This is a genomic window from Pseudomonas sp. MT3, from assembly GCF_054720805.1.
This window is the reverse complement of record NZ_JBTVPY010000022.1, coordinates 65,915-83,584: the sequence shown is the minus strand read 5'-3', so window position 1 is coordinate 83,584 and position 17,670 is coordinate 65,915. Positions and strand designations below refer to the sequence as shown.

Annotated in this window: 12 protein-coding genes; 2 read left to right on the top strand and 10 right to left on the bottom strand. The window is 58.8% G+C overall.

The features are described 5' to 3' along the window. Window positions 1-43: 43 nt before the first annotated feature. The 10 genes from ACYCAX_RS20845 to ACYCAX_RS20800 form a co-directional block, all read right to left on the bottom strand. A complete protein-coding gene (locus ACYCAX_RS20845) occupies window positions 44-1,528 on the bottom strand; it encodes a glycosyltransferase family 4 protein (protein ID WP_460248757.1) in 1,485 nt (494 codons plus the stop codon). 1 nt (window position 1,529) lies between these two features. Continuing rightward, window positions 1,530-2,327, bottom strand: a complete 798-nt coding sequence (locus ACYCAX_RS20840; RefSeq protein WP_460248756.1) for a glycosyltransferase family 2 protein — start codon at window positions 2,325-2,327, stop codon at window positions 1,530-1,532. Between the two features lie 11 nt (window positions 2,328-2,338). Beyond that, window positions 2,339-4,066, bottom strand: coding sequence for a sulfotransferase family protein (locus ACYCAX_RS20835; protein WP_460248755.1), 1,728 nt, complete (start codon window positions 4,064-4,066; stop codon window positions 2,339-2,341). Next, window positions 4,063-5,292 (bottom strand): ABC transporter ATP-binding protein, encoded by a 1,230-nt coding sequence (locus ACYCAX_RS20830; protein WP_460248754.1) that lies wholly within the window; start codon window positions 5,290-5,292, stop codon window positions 4,063-4,065. The genes ACYCAX_RS20835 and ACYCAX_RS20830 overlap by 4 nt, the downstream gene beginning before the upstream one ends. Window positions 5,293-5,304: 12 nt before the next feature. After that, the gene (locus ACYCAX_RS20825) at window positions 5,305-6,429 is read right to left on the bottom strand and encodes a glycosyltransferase family 4 protein (RefSeq protein WP_460248753.1); all 1,125 of its coding nucleotides are present in this window, start codon (window positions 6,427-6,429) and stop codon (window positions 5,305-5,307) included. 106 nt (window positions 6,430-6,535) lie between these two features. Beyond that, complete coding sequence (locus tag ACYCAX_RS20820; protein ID WP_460248752.1) at window positions 6,536-8,362, bottom strand: hypothetical protein; 1,827 nt, start codon at window positions 8,360-8,362, stop codon at window positions 6,536-6,538. A gap of 509 nt (window positions 8,363-8,871) precedes the next feature. After that, a complete protein-coding gene (locus ACYCAX_RS20815) occupies window positions 8,872-11,178 on the bottom strand; it encodes a secretin N-terminal domain-containing protein (protein WP_460248751.1) in 2,307 nt (768 codons plus the stop codon). Next, window positions 11,162-11,632, bottom strand: a complete 471-nt coding sequence (locus ACYCAX_RS20810) for a hypothetical protein (protein ID WP_460248750.1) — start codon at window positions 11,630-11,632, stop codon at window positions 11,162-11,164. The genes ACYCAX_RS20815 and ACYCAX_RS20810 overlap by 17 nt, the downstream gene beginning before the upstream one ends. 527 nt (window positions 11,633-12,159) lie before the next feature. Next, the gene (gene pvdQ / locus ACYCAX_RS20805) at window positions 12,160-14,436 is read right to left on the bottom strand and encodes a bifunctional acylase PvdQ (protein WP_460248749.1); all 2,277 of its coding nucleotides are present in this window, start codon (window positions 14,434-14,436) and stop codon (window positions 12,160-12,162) included. 347 nt (window positions 14,437-14,783) lie between these two features. Then, a complete protein-coding gene (locus tag ACYCAX_RS20800; protein WP_460248748.1) occupies window positions 14,784-15,815 on the bottom strand; it encodes an AraC family transcriptional regulator in 1,032 nt (343 codons plus the stop codon). Between the two features lie 122 nt (window positions 15,816-15,937). Between ACYCAX_RS20800 and ACYCAX_RS20795 the strand changes: the two genes are divergently transcribed. Both ACYCAX_RS20795 and ACYCAX_RS20790 read left to right on the top strand, forming a co-directional pair. After that, complete coding sequence (locus ACYCAX_RS20795; RefSeq protein WP_460248747.1) at window positions 15,938-16,831, top strand: TauD/TfdA dioxygenase family protein; 894 nt, start codon at window positions 15,938-15,940, stop codon at window positions 16,829-16,831. Between the two features lie 11 nt (window positions 16,832-16,842). Further along, a complete protein-coding gene (locus ACYCAX_RS20790; RefSeq protein WP_460248746.1) occupies window positions 16,843-17,625 on the top strand; it encodes a 2-keto-4-pentenoate hydratase in 783 nt (260 codons plus the stop codon). Window positions 17,626-17,670 lie beyond the last annotated feature (45 nt).

Here is a 17,670-nt window from a genome sequence, read left to right as displayed (position 1 = left end):
AAAACCGAGCGTCCTGCTCGCCGGACAACAGAGTGAAGACGCCTCATGGGCATCTGGCTTCAGTAGTGGTAACGGCAACCTGCGGAACATATCCGGGAATGGCCAAAACTCCGGATTTGAAAACCTGCCAGGAGTGCCGTTGCAGCACCATCACCTGGGCGCCCAGCGCCCTCAGGCGCGCACCCTCGGCATCGCCGAGAATTTCCCGTAGGGCCTGAATAAAGCGCGGAGCCTCCGCATCTGCCGGTAGCAGATACCCTCGAGCATCGGACACCAACTCGGCAACTCCGCCCACGTCTGGCGTCACGATGGGAAGCCCGGCTGCCGCTGCCTCCAGCAGGACATTGGGCAACCCGTCATAGGCCGAGGTATAGAGAAACGCTGCGTAATGACCAGCCTGGGCGATGCTCCAGAAGTCATCGAAGGCGCCCGCCATTCGAACATTCGGCAACTCCCGCAAGCGCCGCAGCAGCTCGACATCGTATTCCGGCGCAGCTTCACCGAAGACATCGAACACGATGTCCGGAGCCGACGCAGCGATGGCATAGAGGAGTTCAGGACGTTTCTGAGAAGCCAGGCGGCCGGCCCATAGCACCCTGGCGCCAGTTAGAGAGGGCTCGCTGATACGTCCCACGTAGGGAAAATACAAGGTATGAAGATTTTCCGCCGGCACACCGTCGCGTCGCTGGATATCAGCCTTGAATTGCTGGTTATCCGTGATGATTCCTGCCAAGTGCATGCTGGTAGTCGGCACGTAGTCGGTGGCGTACCCACAACGAATGCCATTGCGATCGAAGTCGTCACAATACAGGCTGGCATACAACGCCTTACCGCTGCTGACCAGAGCTTTGCCGAAGCTTTCAAACAGTTGCCAACCCAACTGCGAATTAATGAGATGCAGGGTGGCGGCGGGTGACTGAAGCAGCAGTCGCAGCAGTACCAGGCGCCGGTCTTCTTCCGATGCCTCTCGGGCCATGCGACCGTACTCAACGACACGAACACTACTGGGCAAGCGGTGCAACCAGGGAGAAGTCACATCGCGCGTCACTACCACGGTCGTTCTCCATCCCAGCTCATCACAGAGCTGGACATGATGAAGAACACCTAGATCGGCTCCCCCACGCATCATGTGCGGAATGAGAAAGATGATCTGTGGCCGGATCTCGATGAAATCGCTCACCAGTTGTCGATACAGGTGGGCGGCATAGGTATCCTCGACGGGCTGCCAGGCATGATAGCGAGTCAGCAACTCCGGGGCTGGATACAGAGCCGGCTCGATAGCCGCCAGTTCGCGAAACTCATCGACAATCCATGTAGGCAGCACGGACGAAGCTGTACCGGATGCCCCACTCTGCACAGGCTGCGTACCAATCGGTGCATCCAGGAAATAGTGGCGACGTATCCGACGGCAGAGTCGGACAAATCGCCGCATCTGATGTTCATTCAGACACCGACGCAACACTCGCGCCAGCAGAAAATACCCGTGCCATGCGCTACGGGCGAGCATGCCATCGACTCTCAACTTCATACTATTGCCTACCGCCCCACAAAGGGGCTGCAAAGAAGGGACCGGGGCGTACCACAACCTTCTGCTGCACCCCCAGATTCTGACGCGAGCCCACAGCCTTGCGTCGATAGAAGAGCGCAGTCCCGGGAGCAGTCGTGTGCTTATATCCCGCAGCCAGCACACACAGACTCCAGTCCCAGTCTTCATAGCCGAAGCCGTTGTATTCCATGTTGGCCTGACGATAGGGACACTGGTCGAACAGATCTCGTCGGGCGAATACCGTGGATGCCCATAGATGGTGTTTGAAGCAAGTCTCCTGGCTGCCGGCGCCGGTCAGTTGATCGGTCTGTCGCGTCAGTTCCCAACTGCCACCGAAGGTCAACAGATAGTCGGTATGCACCACAACCTGACGCTGGCTGAGCAACACTCGAACCGACTCGACTATCCAATTCGCAGTGCAATAGTCATCGCCGTCCAGAATGCCTATCCACTCACCGGACGCGTGCTCAATACCGTGATTTCTCGCGAGGCCAGGATCGCCGTGCAACGATTTCAACACTCGATCACCTTCGCGCAACGTCGGATGCGATATCACCACTTGTCGGGTGTGTTCATCCGCTCGATCCAGGACCGCGACCAGTTGCACCTGCAGCCCCGCCTTTTCTGCAACAACGCGCATTCGCTCGAAGCCCAACAGAGCCCAATGTGCGACGCCACCTTCTGCATGGAAGGTCATCACCACTGAGACCTGGCCATTTTCTCCAGGTGGCATCGCGAGTTCATCGCAACTTTCCACAGGGGCTTCTTCATTACGAGTCATGGATACCCTACTCACAGAATGTATTGCAGACGCTCGGCTACATCGCGCAACACGCTGGCGACCAAATCACGCTCATGAGGCGGCAGCTCTTTCCGCCACGTGATGGGGGTCAGGGCTGGCAATGAGTCTTGAGTCAACAACAGAGCTGTCATCTTCTCAGGTGCAGAGACCAAATCTTCGTAGCGCATCCAGCGTACCCGTGGGCCAGCATCCAGTAACTGGACGACCAGGAAACGCCACCAGAGCGCTCGCCGCAGCGCCAGATTGCCAACATTGGCAATCTCTCTAAGTGCTGAGCGATTTCGTTCGCTGAGTGCAGGATCGTCAGGATTACCCAGCGGCTGGGACAGCAGATCAGCATTGCGTAAATGCTCGAATGTCGACGCCCAGGAGATGAGGCAGTCATAGGGGTGGCGGACCAGAGCGACGACCTTAGCCTTTGGCATCACCCGCAGTAGAGCTGGCAGGCGGACCAAGTAGGCCAAGGTATTCTTGGTTCCCAAGGTAAACCCGTACGCAGGCGAGGAAACCTGGTAAGGCAGCGCAACGTCCTGCTGACGGGCTGTATCGTCGATCAGACGGCCGTTGATGTGTTTATTCAGCACCGGCCTTCCGGCCAGAATTTCTCGCCGCAGCTCTGCATAGAAGCAAGGAATCCCCCAGGGTTCAGGTTCCTTCAAACGCTGGAATATCTGCGCTGGTTCATTGATGATCACCGTCTGCGGGTGTTCGGAAAGCAGCCGGCATAGGAAACTGGTACCACTTCTGGGCAACCCGGTTATGACGAGATCCGTATTCTCACGATCAACCTCTTGTGCAGGCATGGTAGTGCGCAGCACTGCCTTCATGTCACTGCAGACCTGACGCCAGTCCGGATAGAGTTCAAGAGTCCGAGTCAGCTCAGGCCAATGCGATTGCAGCGCGTGCAGGTCTCGCAGCAACGCCGGCTCCCGAGCCAGAACCTCGGGGTCATGGTAGTGACAGAAGCAAGGATCGTTGCCTGCCTCCAAGGGCTTGCGATGCAGAGGATAGTTGTAGCCTTCGCCCAATACTTCCGTGCGCAGCTGCAAGTGGGCCAGGGCCAGCGGCAAGGCCAGTTGATCCAGCCAAGGCCACTTATCCCCAATGTCGGTAGCGGCTTCGATCTCGTGAGCAATTCGCTGCCATTGCTGCGCGAACTCCGTCGCCCCACGTATCCAAATGAAACCGGCATTGAAATAGGGGGGCATCAGATCGCCCGATAGACTGGCCAGTACCCGAGTCTCAGGCAACTCCAGCCCCACCAGTGAATACAAACGTCCCCAATAGCCCGCGGAAGTGGGTACCAGCGCAAGATCGGCAGGCTTCAGGGCAGCCTCATGCCGTTGCAGATAGACGAAGTCCGGTGCAGCTCGACAGTACATATCGCTGTCGAGGAACAAGCAGTGGCCATCGGGACCGCCGAGTGCCAACGCAGCGAACTTGTTTCCAATGGGATAGCCAGAGCCGAAGGGATTCTCGATCGGCAAGCATTCGATCTCCAGACGCGTGAGAAGCTGTTCCGTCGACGGGCTCAACGCGCCCCAAAGATGATCCGGCGTGGCCACTGCCGCGATGATGCGTAGCCTGTGGTCAAAGCCGAGCCTGGCCCGCAACGAAGCCGCCAAAATCGCCGACTTAGCCTCCAGCACACCGCCGTGGATAACAAAGACGAGAGTGATTACTCCATGCCGATGTTCGTGATGAGCGCTTGGGTTCATGCCGGTAACACCTCGGCCGAACCGTGCAGATTCACCACTGCGTCAAAGCGCTTCCGCGGACTTTCCACCCGAAAGGAGAGAACGCCCACTCGCTTGTCCAACAATACTTGGACCTTTTCCGACAACGCATCGTCGAGACGCAAGGTCAATGCATAATCACCATCCTGTAAGTCCGCGACAAAGCTGAAGCGCACGCGAATCAGGCCGCTGCTATCTACAACCAGCGTGAGTCCCAACTGGCTATTGTTGACGGCATACAGGTTGTAGCCGCGAGCATCGCGCAGAACCAGAGTGATTCTGGGACAACGCACGGGTTCGAATAGTTGGAGACTCACATCCAAACTGACACGCTCACCACTGACGAAGTAGCCACGCTCCGCACCATCACCAACAAGAACCGCAGACTGGATGCGGCCATGCCCGTTGCCGAATGCTAAGATATCCTGGCGGCTCTCCAGAGACCCTGCCGAAACGGCTCTGGTAGCTGGCGTCGTGTCTCGTAGATAAAGCTCACAACCGGTTTCGCAGTCTCCGTCGAACTGGACAAGCCCGCCTTTCAAATAGATCACCCGGTTGCAGTAGGCCTTTATCAGTTGCAAGTCATGAGAAACCAGTACGACCGTCACCCCTCGCTCAAGAAGTTGATCCAGGCGGTTCAAGCACTTGAACTGAAACTGGGCATCCCCAACTGCCAATGCCTCATCGACGATGACTATATCGGCATCAACATGGGCAGTGATTGCGAAAGCAAGGCGCACCACCATGCCACTGGAATAGGTTTTTACCGGCTGATCAATGAACTCGCCGACTTCAGCAAATTCGATGATCGACTCCTGACGCAATGCAAGCTCTTCGCTGCTCAAGCCAAGCAACCGGGCAGTGAACTCGATGTTCCGACGGCCGGTTTCCTCTGGATCGAAACCGGTACCCAGTTCCAACAATGCTGCAATACGGCCCAGACGAGTGACAGTGCCAACAGACGGCGAGACGGTACCGGCGAGCATTTGCAGCAGAGTCGATTTGCCACTGCCATTGCGCCCTATGACCCCCAATACCTCACCACGTGCCAGATCGAAAGAAATATCCCGTAGCGCCCAGAACTCTCGATGAAAACCAAAGCGCTCGCCCAGTAATGCATGCAGAAAGCGCAGTCCAGGTCTTTCGAATATATGGAACATCTTCCCCAGTCGGTCGGTACGAATGACCGAAGTCGAATCATCAGCCATGTGCAGCAATACTCATGAGAAGCAAGAAATCATCTTTTCATTGATCATCCGAACGTCAAACTTTGCCTCAGCAATTCTTCGACTTTCCCGTCCCATCTTTGCAATCAGCTGTGGATTGTTGATGAACCTCTCCATCGACTCAGCAATATGCTGCGGACTTCTTACCGGAACTAAGAATCCATTGACCTCATCCTCGATGCTTTCGCGGCACCCGACGGAATCAGTAGTAATGATTGGCCGGCCGACGGCCATAGCCTCCTGAATGGCCCTAGGCAAGCCTTCACGATAATAAGACGGGTAAACCAATACACTGGAGTTGGCCAGCCACTCCCGCACATCGGGAACTTTCCCTACCCAACGGATCGTCCCCTCACTCACCCACTGGCTGACTTCCTCCCGGAATATCGAACCTGGATTAGCATCCACGTCGCCAACCACCACGAACTCAACCGAGGAGTATTTAGCTTTGACTAGTTTGGCGGCAGTGACGAAGTCCGCTACCCCCTTCTCACGCAATAGGCGTCCCACGAAAGAAAAGATCACCGGTTCGATAACTGGTTTCTGCTCGGTGAACCGTTGGAGATCCAGACCAATTCCCGGCAGCATGGTAACTTTTCGGCCATCGACCAAACCCCTACCTACGAACAATCGGTAGTCGTCCGTATTCAGCAGAAAGACCCGCGACGATGAACCGAGGCTGAGGCGATACAAACAGCTGACCAAGACCTTCAGAAGTGCACGAGGAAAGGACACAGCGCTCTCAGAATAAACATACCCTGCGCCCTCGATGAGGGAATAAACACAACTAACCCGCGAAAACCTTGCAGCCAACCCACCATAGATAACAGGCTTAGTAAAGTAGCTGAGCACTGCATCTATTCTTAGCTCTTTCAGACGCACAACCAATTCCCAAATCGTTCTTATTGCGGAGATAGGGCTAAGCCCTACTCGATCCATTCCAACTATTACAGGCGTGGCGCCAAGCGCACGAATCTGATACTCCGTTCGCTCATCGTAGTCTGGCGCAAACGCAAAAACCTCAACTCCGCGCAAAACCAGGTCGCGAATGAGATCCCCGCGGAAGTTGACAATAGAGAATGCTTGATTCGACACGATGGCCATACGATGAAATTTCATCTACACAAAGCCTTTATGGAAATTTCGCACAACCAACCATTCAAACCAAAAACAAAGAAAGAGGCAGCATCCTAGCTGCCTCCTCCCACGCAGCTAATAAGTCTAGTTAGTTGCGGTTGTTGCCTGCCTTGTGATTGGTGACGGTAGAAGGACCAGAGTCACCGTTGAAGTTACCCTGCGTAGTGCCAGTCATGTTGTTCAGGCTACCGTCCGGAGCGCGGATCAGGCCCAATGCCTCACAGGTTGGGAACTCGCCTTCCATGACCAGGCGGGCTCGGCCGCCGGCACCATTCCAGTCATTGCCGTTAACACCGAAGGCAGTAGCAACTTCCTTGATGCTATACACACCCGTCTCGTGGGCTTTCAGCACGCTCTTGCCAACACTGTCGGTAATATATGCACTGCCAGTTGCCGGATAACGCTTGCCATTCTGGTCGTACAGAACACCACGCACCTTGCCATTGCGACCATCATCACTGGTGTTGGTCAAGCGGATGAAGAACGCATCCTGGTTGTTGGCTGGCGGCAGGTTGAACAGGCTAGCAACGCAACTGCTTTTCCAGAAGTGGTCGATCTGAGCACCATTGATCACACGATCCACATAGCGTACGTTACCGAAATCAACGGTCAGAGGACCAACGTTGAAGTTCTGCTGAGCCATCATTGCGGCAGTACCACTAGCGACGGCGCAGATGTTGTAGGTCTGGTTGACATCTTCGTTCTTAAGGGCGATCGCCAACTTTGAAACACCATCCACTCCTGAGCTCTTAGCAATTTCTGCAGAGTTCCAGGAATAGACAGCGGCGAGTGCACCGCTTGCGTAGTCCGAGCAACTTCCGTTAACCAGTCCAATGGACGAAAGACCCGAGAAATTACCTGCAATATAGCTCTCGAGCTTGTCACTGCCGTTGAAGCCGAATACGTTCCGACCATCCTCGTTGAGCACATCAGTGTTCACACCCATGCGGACGGATCCAAGCCGCTGGTAGTTGGAACCATAGTTCGCTGGATCGCTGGCACCGGCTTGGGCGGTGACATTCAGATCGAATGTTTTATCCTGATTTGCCAGATCCAGAGAATTGAGAACCTGATAAGACCCCCATTGATTGGTGTTCATTACATCCCAGTAAACTGCCGGCAAGGATGTGAAGACCATGAATGGAGCGGCAGAATCGTTATTGGCAGAGCTCAGTGCATTGGCACCTGTAGTGGTATCCAGCTGGGCGGATACCGTTACTTGGAATCGGCGCTCATTCAGTGGATCGTTCAGCAGCGAGACTTGCGGATTGAACGATTGGCCAACGAAAGTGGCATCGCCTTGCAGTGGTGCGCGCAGATGGTCGACTTTGGCAGGAGCAGAAGAGACACTGCCATTGGTGCGGAACAGGAAGTGAACGACACCGTGCTCGGGAGCTGTTGCAGTCGCAGCTGCGATTTCGGCGGCACCTGCAGCATCCAGAGTAAGGCTCAAGGTGTTCACACCAACACCGGAGGTAATCGCGAATCCTGCTCCCGGAGCCAAGGTACCGATCTGAATCTGATTAGGAGAGATCTGATTGGCGAACTGAGCGACTGTACGGTCGAGCGTCAGCTTGATGGTGTGCCCTTGTGCAGCCTTTGCTGCCTTGGCTGGGTCGATCGCATAGTCCAGATCCGGCAGGTCAAACTGGGTGGACTCGGAGAGGTTGCCGAATATTTCTTGGGCAATGGTGATGTTCGCAGCGCGGCTGGAATAGTTCGCACCAGTCTCGACACTCACACCAGGAACATAGTTCGCCTGACTAGGCGCATACTGATCCACATCACCCGGAGAGTTCTCGGTCACAGATGGATTTGAACTCTGACCAACGATTATTTTGACTACGCCAGCATTCGCAAAATTAGCAAACATGACAGATGCAATCGCAGCACCCAGCAGCGTTTTCTTCAACATATAGATAACTCCTAATATCATCGACTAGTCATTTATTTTCTTGCCCTCAGCAAGCCTGAGGTATGGAACGTTCGACGTCCGATAGTAGGGAGCGACCACCAGCTCTCTGCATATTCACTCACTACCGCTCGTGATCCTCAGCAGTTGGCCAACTGCTGAGACTTTACCGAGCTCGTTGTCGAATACCTTTAGCTGCCCAGCCCCATATATAGCTTGGCTTACTACAGCAAAAACCGCCCCTCTCGGGATTACGATTTCCGAAGGTTTTATACAACCACAAGGGAGTTTCAACAACAGAAGCAGAGAGCATTAGCGGGCAAAACCAGAAACAAAGAAATTTCCTCAAGCACTCAGGAATAAATCCTTCAGATTCTTCCCTGGCATTTAAAGAACTTCCTACAGACGCCATAAATAATCAAAAAAAAATGCCCCATACCAACGGCACAGGGCATTTTTTAAACATTGACCTAGATCAAACTATCAGAGACATAAAAAACCCAAGTACACCATCAGCCACAAGCCCCCGGACTCTTGTGACATGACAGCTCAGGCTCAATCATCTGCCTGAGCCTCTCAGTGACATCCCTGGCCTCATCAGCCCCCTCGATAATGTAGGGCTGTATAAGCATCACAACCTCACTCCTCGACTTGTTCACGCTACTCTTCCCAAAGAGATATCCAAGCACTGGAACATCCTTTAACCAAGGAATACCGGATTTTCCGTCATCTCCATTCTCTCGAATCAATCCGCCCATGAAGATCGAACCACCACTCTGTAGCGTCAGCGCCGTCTCCATAGATGTCCTGGTTATGGTGGGAGTCAAGCTATCAGATCCATCCGATGAGCCACCACTACTTCCGCCGGCTCCGGAAGAGCTAACCTCCTGACTAACAGTCAGATCCACTCTATTATTAGAATAGACAACGGGCGAAACGTTCAATATCACACCTGTAGACCGATAAGATATCCCCTGAATAATGTTTGAAGTACCGTCTGTACTGCTTCCATCGTTCTGACGCGTTGTCGTGACGGGGATATCTGAGCCCACATTTATATTGGCTTGCTGACCACTTTTTACCAGGACCCTGGGAGTAGCCAATATTCTGGCACGATTGTTTTGCGCAACCGCGCTTAACAGCGCATGCGCACCACCCGCAGTATTAATCAGATAGCTGAACTCACCCTTTGGGCCTAGTTCAATTTTCTTGCCAATTTCTTTCAGATCACTGAAATCGCCCGTACCAAAAGACCAGTCGATTCCGAAGCTTCTATTATCAACGAGATCCACACTGGCTATGGTTACTTCAATCAGAACCTGCCGCGCCGGCCTATCCAACTGTTTAAGCATCGGCTGCAACTGTTGCCATGTACGCCCAGGCCCCCGGAAAAGAATGGCATTGCGATTCTCATCTTCGACCAACGTGCCTCCCCCCATCATGCTTGATGCGAGGCTGTCCATCAGGCCGCTATTTCCTGCCCCCCCCAAGAGCGCCTGGGTGCCCGCCAACTGCAACAAGGGCGAAACTCCAGCGTTTCTAGTGCTGCCCATGTCACCTGAGCCAGGGCGATTGGGCACGGCACTATCGACTGCAGCACGCTTGGAGGCACTGTTGCTCAGATCAGGCGTCAAACCATAAGCGCCCCCACCACCCAAGCCAGACATCAGCGAACGCAGAGACTTCGCCAGATCAGTGGCCCGAGTGTTACGCACTTCATAGAAGAACAGCCCCTCCTTAGCGCTTCCCGATCCGTCCTCGACTGCGCTGATTGCGGGCGCACGATCTGCCTGCTCAGCCCACTCCCGAACCAGGCGGAGCAAAGACTGTTGATTGGCAAAGACAATCAGGCCGTTCGAACTTTCCAGCGGTACCAACACGATACTGCCGGACGCCTCTCCCAATCCGACGCTGTAGCCCTGGGCCACCAGCAAGGTCTTGAGTTGCTTGGCAAGTGTCTCCGACGAAACAAAGGCCGGGTCGATACGCAGGCTGTACTGCCCCCGCATGAAAGGTTGATCCAATAACTCGACAGCTTTGGCTGCCTGAGTGACGATGGATGACATCCCTTTCAGCATCAGCCCACCACGAGCACCATCAGCGGTGGCTGTAAGGCCCGATTTTTCATACGCACTGCTGAGCCAAGGGATCACATCCTTGGCATCGACATTGTGTAACTGGACAAACTGGAACACCGGCCGATACGCAATAGGCACATCAGGACGTGCATCACCACTGATGAGAATCGGCGGCTCGTCCGGGCTCAGGCCGATCTGCTTGATCTGGAAGCGCAGCACATCGCCTTGCTTGACGATTTCCACACCATAGTTCGCCATTACCTGCGAGGCCACGTTGTAAACCATCTGCGAGGTCTGAGGCTGTTCGAGCCGCAAAGTCACACGGTCCGCTTTGTTCTTCAGGTTGTTATCGATTTCAAAGGAAAGCCCCAAGATGTTTCCGAATACCTCATTGATGAAGGCAGCCAACGTCACGTCCTCAACGTTGACGGTGACATTGGCCTTTCCATCATCCAGCTTCACACGGTCCAGCTTGTCCACTACCCCGGCCTGAGCACTCCCGCCCGCCCGGGGCGTTGTCCCGAACGCGGGCCCCTGGGCTTCTCTTGAACCACCATTGCCTGTGCCGGGAGAACTTGCGTTTCCAGGCACCGCTTCGGCTTCCTCCGCCGAGGCCCCGGTACGCAGTGATTCTGGAATTTTCATCGGTTCGGTCGTACATCCTCCTATTGCGCCCCCACAGAGCGCCGCCAGAAGTGCGCGCCGCACGAACGGTAGAAGGACTTTATTCGGCTGGTACATAGAGTTTCCTTTCCTGATCGCCCCCTTCGTCAGGGAGAGAAAAACGAATTCCTTGAGCGTCAATCATCTCCAAGCGCTCGCCACCCGGCAGGGACTCTCCTGGCAGATATCGCTTGGGTTGGGCGTTGGCGTCCTCCGCTACCAGCGCATAGCGCTTGTTAGCCATCAAGACCACGCCTTTGAAGCACCAGGCCACCTTGCGCTTGACGACGGTTGAGGCCTCATGGCTGCCCTGCATTGCCAGCGACTCGTGCTTCTCTCCCCACCATGAGAGGGAAGAAATGTCTGTAGCGACGGTGGAGCCAAATGGTTTTTGCGGAGGCTCAGGCAGGCTCCAATCAGTTTCCAGATTGCTTTCCGGGGGGCCAAGCTGGGCCGGCCGGAGCAGTGACCCGACAGCAATCCCCAACCCAGCGATCAGCAGATAAGGACGAAGAGTTTTTTGCGAAATCATCAAGCATTGTCAGAACGAGGAAACTGACCGCCAGGCCAGCAGAGCCTGTAATTCTGTCATTCCTGAACCGACACAAATGACGACAGATGTGAGTGAAATTTCCGTACTTGCTGCCTTATCGGATGAACTTCGCAGCGCGGCGCGTAACCCGAGGCATACCTGCGCTAACGACTTTCCCCCAGCGAGGTAATCAAGTGCTCCTGGGAAGGCATCAGAACTGATACAGGACGGTGATCCGTGAAGCTGGCCGTCCCCCGCCAACCTTCTCCCGAGCAGGGTAAAGCCGCCGAACAAAGGGGGGACTGAACACGAAGGACCCCATCAAGGAATCGTAGGATCCGTACTGTGCAGATGTAGGGTGGATAACATTCGACGCTATCCACCGCGTGTTCTTCATCGCACACACCGGGCCCGACCATAAGCCGGGCAGGCACCGCATGCGCCGGCGTACAACCGCGAACGGTTGTACGCCTTACGGTGTTCAGGGGTTGGAGCGGGCCATCCCGGAAGAGCAGGCCCCCCATCACTCAAGGTTCCCGCAGGTCCAACACCTTCAGCGCGGGATCGGCCTCGATCTGTTCCTCGGTGAACGGCAGCTCCGGCCACTGCTGCCTGGCGAACAGTTCGGTCTGGTCGCGGTAGTGCGGCGAGCCGGGCTCGCTGGATTGCGAGAAGGCCAGCAGCCCCCGTGCCTGCGGGCCGTCGTCGGTGAAGCTCACCAGCTGGATGTAGCTGCTGCCGCTGAGCACCCGGTAGTGATCGCCCTGCCACTCCGAGTGAATCGCGTTGTATACGCCCTCCTCCCCGGTGCCGCCGGGAATGCCCAGGCGTGCGTTCAGGTCGCCCACGCCCTGCAGTTGGCCCCAGGTTTCATCGGCGCGGATGTTGCGTCCATCGATTTCCTTCGCCGCCGCCAGCAGCGCCTCCCGGGCCTGGCGCCGGACCTCGGGCTGGTCCAGGGCGATACCCGATGGGGTCGCCAGCGGCAGCTCGGGGTCGAAAGGCCGGCGCCAGGCGTCGGGGATTTTCTCGAAGCGATCGACGAAGGCCTGGAAGTAGGCGAAACCTGGGTTGCTGTCGAGGTTCACATGGCGGTCCCAGGCGCCCAGCGCCGAGCAGGCCGCGGCGGCACCGTCGGGTACCGGATGGCAGAGTTGCAGCAGGTCGTCCAGCAGCAGGTCGGCGAGGTACACGCGGTTGTCGGTGACCATTTTCCGCAGGTCGTCCGGGCTGATCTTGTCGTCGCCCTTCAGACGCGTCAGGGCGAAGCGGGTGCGGGCACCGACCGGGATCGAGTCGCGGCTGACCAGCGGCGAGAAACCGGTCAGCGGCGCCTGAGGGTTGCTCAACCAGGCGCTGTCGTTGGAGTTCTGCACGAAGTCCTCGCGCAGCAGCGCGGGCATCTGCGTCGGCGGCGTCAGGCCCGGACGGGCACCCGGCGCACTCGCCCAATCGCAGGCCCGGCGACTGCCCTGCAGTACCGGCAGCCCCTGTTTCTGGAATCCGGCGACAGTGCAGTCAGCCAGTTGCTGCGCGCTGAGATAAGGCACCACCGACTGGTTGAGGTAGAGCACCTGGCCACCGGCGTCGGTGGCCAGGGTATTCACCCACGGGATGCCCTGCAGGCGTTCGATGCTGCCACGCAGTTCGTCGAGGCTACGTGCGTGGTCGATGGCGTACCACTGCTGCAGCACCCGGTCGTTGTTCAGGTTGGCGTCGCGCAGGGCGAAGGCTTCCCCGGCGCTCCAGGGAAACTTGCCGGGGACGCTGAGCAGCGGACCATATTCGGATTCGTACAGCGTATGGCTGCGCGTGCTCATGCGTCCGTCAGCCTCGCGTACCCGCACCCGTAGCGTGACCTCGCGCAGCGGGCGCGACTGACCGTCGACGCGGTAGCGGTGGCTGTCCTGCGGATCGAGCTCGAGGCGATACAGGGTAAAGTGGCTGGAGGTATCCACGGTGTGGCTCCAGGCCAGGTCACGGCTGAAGCCGATGTTCACCAGCGGCATGCCCGGCAGCGCGGCGCCCATCACGTCGAGTTGGCCGGGAATGCTCAGGTGCATCTGGTAGAAACGCAGCGCGCCGGACCAGGGAAAGTGCGGATTGCCCAGCAACAGCCCGCCGCCCTCCGCCGAACGCTCGCTGCCCACTGCCACTGCGTTGCTGCCGTGGTCCTGGTGGAAGGTCGCGCGGCGCTCCATCGAGGCCAGTACCTCGTCGTCGCTCACCACCGAGGTCGTCGCTTGCCCGGGAGGTGTGGCGGCCAGCATCGCTTCGGCGAACTGCCCGGCGCCGGACTGCACCAGCAGGCGACGGGTCAGACGCAGCAGATCGTCGGCCTCGATCGGCCGCAACCACGCCTTGCCCGCGCATTGCGTAGCGGTCGCCTGGGTTTCCCACAGCCAGCGGTTGTAACCCGCGGCGTAGCCGTCCAGCAGATCGCGGATCGGCTGCGGCTGCGCGCCGTGCATGCGGTGCAGGGATTCGCTGTCGTTGAGCCAGGTGTAGAAGAAGTCCGAAGGCAGGTTGCCGATACCGGCGGACGACTTGCCATCCGCGCCGAAATAGCGCGAACGCTCGCCACGCGCAGTGACGATTTCCTCAGCCAGCAGGCAGGCGTTGTCACGAGCGTAGGCATAGCCGATGCCGTAGCCCAGGCCCAGTTCATCCTTCGCCTGGATGTGCGGAATGCCGTAGCGGGTCCAGCGGATCTGCGCCTGCAGTTCGCTGGCGCCGGCCTGCGCGGGTACTCCAGCGGCCAGCAGGCAACCCAGCGCGGCGGCCGTTCGGAAGGTCTTGCTCATCGAATCCCTCAATCCTCGGGTAACGGCCGGAAGCCCGGCCAGGGGCACACGGTCGCGCCGCTTGCGCGGCCGCCGGTGCAAGCGGTGGATGGCGGCTCACGCCGGCCAATGCAGTGCGGTGGAATGCGTTTCGGCGTCCGTTCCAGGGCCCGTGCGCGGACAGGTTGCTGAGGGCATGACGTTCTCCTTCTTGTCATGGGCGCATCGCGGGAAAAGGCGATGCGCCTCTTCAGGGCAACGGATGGGACGCGCGCGAAATTAATCCTCGCGGGATGGCTAACCGCCAGCTTGCGAGGCTCTATCTCGGCATTCCTGCCCATTCCATAGGCTTCGCGGGCGGTTCGACTTCAGCACGTCGGCAGGGTTCCGGACTGACGTTTCCAGCGTCCCGGCGACTGCCCCGTCCAACGCCGGAAAGCACGGGAAAAACTCGCCGCCTCGGCATACCCCAGGCACTGCGCGATGCCCTGCAGGTCCATCGGCGACTCGCGTAAAAGACGTTCGGCAAGACGCTGCTTGATGCCATCGTTGAGCACCTGAAGACTCTGCCCTTCCTCCGCCAGACGCCGTTGCAGCGTGCGCTCGGAAAGGCCCAGCCGCTCAGCCACCTGCGCGGCGCCCAGCAGGGTCGCGGAGTCGCGCAGCAGCAATTGCTGCACCTGCCGCGCAGTGGCTGTGGCGGCCAGGGTCAGGGCCAGTTCGCCGCACAGGCGTTCGCACAGTTGCTCGCCGCTGTCGCGGGCGCTGATCTGCGCCTGGGGCAACGGCACCCGCAAATCCTCCGCGGCAAACAGCATTGCGTTGCGCGGAGCATCGAAGCTGGGCGCGATGCCGAACATCTCGCGGAACGCTCCGTCATCCGCCGGCGCGGCACAGCGCAGCTCGATGGCCAATGGTTGCAGCGGTCGTTGCAGCAATTCGCCGGACAGTTGCCAGCACCCGGCGATACCCCGTTCCACCACGAAGGCGCGGGCGTCCTCGGGCAGCACGCGGTCATCGAACAGCAGCCACAGCCCGCGCGCCTCCAGCTCGCTGCTGACCGGACAAAGGGTCAGCGCGAGGCTCTGGAAGCGCCCGAAGGTCTCGAAGGCCTCCTGCAGCGTACGGCTGGCGAGCATGGTGAAACCCAGCAACCCCAGCGAGGTGAGGTGATAGCGCCGTCCGGTAGACAGGCCAAGACCGGGCCGAGCGACCCGCTGCAGCAGATTGCGGATCACCGCCAGCTCCTGCCATGCCTGGATACGCCCGGCGCGTGCCTGCAGGTCCGCCGGCGCGATGGCGCTACCCACCAGGCACTCCTCCTCGGCCAGCCCCTCCTCGCGGGCGCTGTCGAGCAGGTAGCGTACGCCGGTGATCTCACGGGTCTGGCGCCAATCCATCGCGGGCTCCTTGGTGGTTTGCTCTGGCGGAAAAAATCAATTTTTGGCGGATTTCATCATGGAAGAAAGCCCGCGCGCTGACCATCCTTGAGTGGCCAACAACACCCACAAGAGGCATCCCCATGTTCGAGTTCTTCTACGCGCTGCCGAGTCAGAACCGCGCAGCCGACTACCGCCACTTCAGCATCGTCCCCGCCACCGGCGCCATCGGTGCGGACGTCACCGGCGCCGATCTCAAGCAACTGGGCGAGGAAGGGTTCGCCGAGCTGCGCCAAGCCCTGCTGGCACACAAGGTGCTGTTCATCCGTGGTCAGTCGCTCAGCGTGGAAGACCTCGAAGCCGTCACCCTGCGTTTCGGCGAGTTTGGCCGTGAGCCCTATGTGATCGGCATGCAAGACCATCCTCATGTGGTACGGGTGGTCAAGGAAGCCAACGAGAAGACCCCGGTGGTGTTCGGTGGCGCCTGGCACACCGACTGGTCCTTCCAGGAACGCCCGCCCGCCTTCACCCTGCTCTACGGCCACGATATCCCGCCGTTCGGCGGCGACACCCTCTACGCCAACCTGGCACTGGCCTACGAATGGCTGTCGCCCAAGCTGCGCGCCCAGCTGGAGACCCTGGACGCCATCCACAGCCCAGAGCGCGCCTACGGCGCCGAGGCCAAGCACAACGACCTGATGGAAAACATGGCAGTGCGCTACGGCAACCACGACGGCGAGGTGCGCTCCCACCCGCTGGTGACCCGCCACCCGGAAACCGGCAAGAAGATCCTTTTCATCAACCCCGCCTACACCAGCGGCATCAAGGGCATGCGCCCCGCCGAGTCGCAGCCGCTGCTGGAGTATCTGTTCAGCATCGCCACCCAGCCCGCCTTCACCTGCCGCATGCGCTGGACCCAGGGTACCCTGGCGATCTGGGACAACCGCAGCACCTGGCACTACCCGGTATCGGACTACCACGGCATGCGCCGCGAGATGTATCGCACCACCGTGGTCGGCGAAATCCCTTGCCGCTGAGGAGACGCGCCATGAGCACCGACAACCATCACGCCGCCGCCCGCGCCCTGGCCCACGCGCGGGCCAGCCGAACGCCCCTCGCCGCACCGGCGGCGACCTACGTCCTGAGCGGGCTCGACGACGCCTACCGCGTGCAGGCGCTGGGCATCGACCTGGCGCTGGCGGCCGGGGAACACCTGGCGGGCGCCAAGGCCGGCCTGATCTCACCGGTGATGCAGGCGGCGCTGAAAGTCGACGAACCGGTCTACGGCCGACTGCTCGCGTCCCTGCGCTGCCAGCCTGGCGCACGTATCCCCCGCGACCGTCTGCTGCAACCCCGCGTCGAGGCGGAAATCGCCCTGCTGGTGGGACGCGACCTGCCCGCCAGCGAGCCGGACCTTGCCGACCTGAGCGCCTGCATCGACGGCGCCGTCCCGGCCATCGAGATCAACGACAGCGCCGTGGCCAACTGGCAGATCGGCCTGCTCGACTCCATCGCCGACAATCTCTGTGCGGGCCTCTACCTCACCGGCGGCCAGCCGGTCGCACTGAAGACGCTGGAAGGCACGGCGCCGGCGGTACAACTGTTGCGCAATGGCGCGCCGGCCTTTCCGCCGACCCAGACGAACATTACCGCCGTACTCGACATCGCCCTCTGGCTGGCGCGGCGCATGGCGCGCCTGGGCGCACCGCTGAAGGCCGGCGATGTGCTGCTCTGCGGGGCGCTGGCGCCGATGTCGCAAGTCACGCCCGGGGATGACTTCGAGCTGGAAATCGAAGGACTGGGACGGATCGGCTGCAGCTTCGAGGGTTGATGGTTCTGCAAGCACGCTCGCTCGGCTGATGCGAGCTGTTCGTGC

Excerpts from the sequence above, each read along its gene's own strand:
- ACYCAX_RS20835 (WP_460248755.1), bottom strand. The coding sequence starts at position 4,066 with ATGAACCCAAGCGCTCATCACGAACATCGGCATGGAGTAATCACTCTC.
- pvdQ (WP_460248749.1), bottom strand. The coding sequence starts at position 14,436 with ATGAGCAAGACCTTCCGAACGGCCGCCGCGCTGGGTTGCCTGCTGGCC.
- ACYCAX_RS20790 (WP_460248746.1), top strand. The coding sequence starts at position 16,843 with ATGAGCACCGACAACCATCACGCCGCCGCCCGCGCCCTGGCCCACGCG.
- ACYCAX_RS20830 (WP_460248754.1), bottom strand. The coding sequence starts at position 5,292 with ATGGCTGATGATTCGACTTCGGTCATTCGTACCGACCGACTGGGGAAG.
- ACYCAX_RS20820 (WP_460248752.1), bottom strand. The coding sequence starts at position 8,362 with ATGTTGAAGAAAACGCTGCTGGGTGCTGCGATTGCATCTGTCATGTTT.
- ACYCAX_RS20800 (WP_460248748.1), bottom strand. The coding sequence starts at position 15,815 with ATGGATTGGCGCCAGACCCGTGAGATCACCGGCGTACGCTACCTGCTC.
- ACYCAX_RS20815 (WP_460248751.1), bottom strand. The coding sequence starts at position 11,178 with ATGTACCAGCCGAATAAAGTCCTTCTACCGTTCGTGCGGCGCGCACTT.
- ACYCAX_RS20810 (WP_460248750.1), bottom strand. The coding sequence starts at position 11,632 with ATGATTTCGCAAAAAACTCTTCGTCCTTATCTGCTGATCGCTGGGTTG.
- ACYCAX_RS20840 (WP_460248756.1), bottom strand. The coding sequence starts at position 2,327 with ATGACTCGTAATGAAGAAGCCCCTGTGGAAAGTTGCGATGAACTCGCG.
- ACYCAX_RS20825 (WP_460248753.1), bottom strand. The coding sequence starts at position 6,429 with ATGAAATTTCATCGTATGGCCATCGTGTCGAATCAAGCATTCTCTATT.
- ACYCAX_RS20795 (WP_460248747.1), top strand. The coding sequence starts at position 15,938 with ATGTTCGAGTTCTTCTACGCGCTGCCGAGTCAGAACCGCGCAGCCGAC.
- ACYCAX_RS20845 (WP_460248757.1), bottom strand. The coding sequence starts at position 1,528 with ATGAAGTTGAGAGTCGATGGCATGCTCGCCCGTAGCGCATGGCACGGG.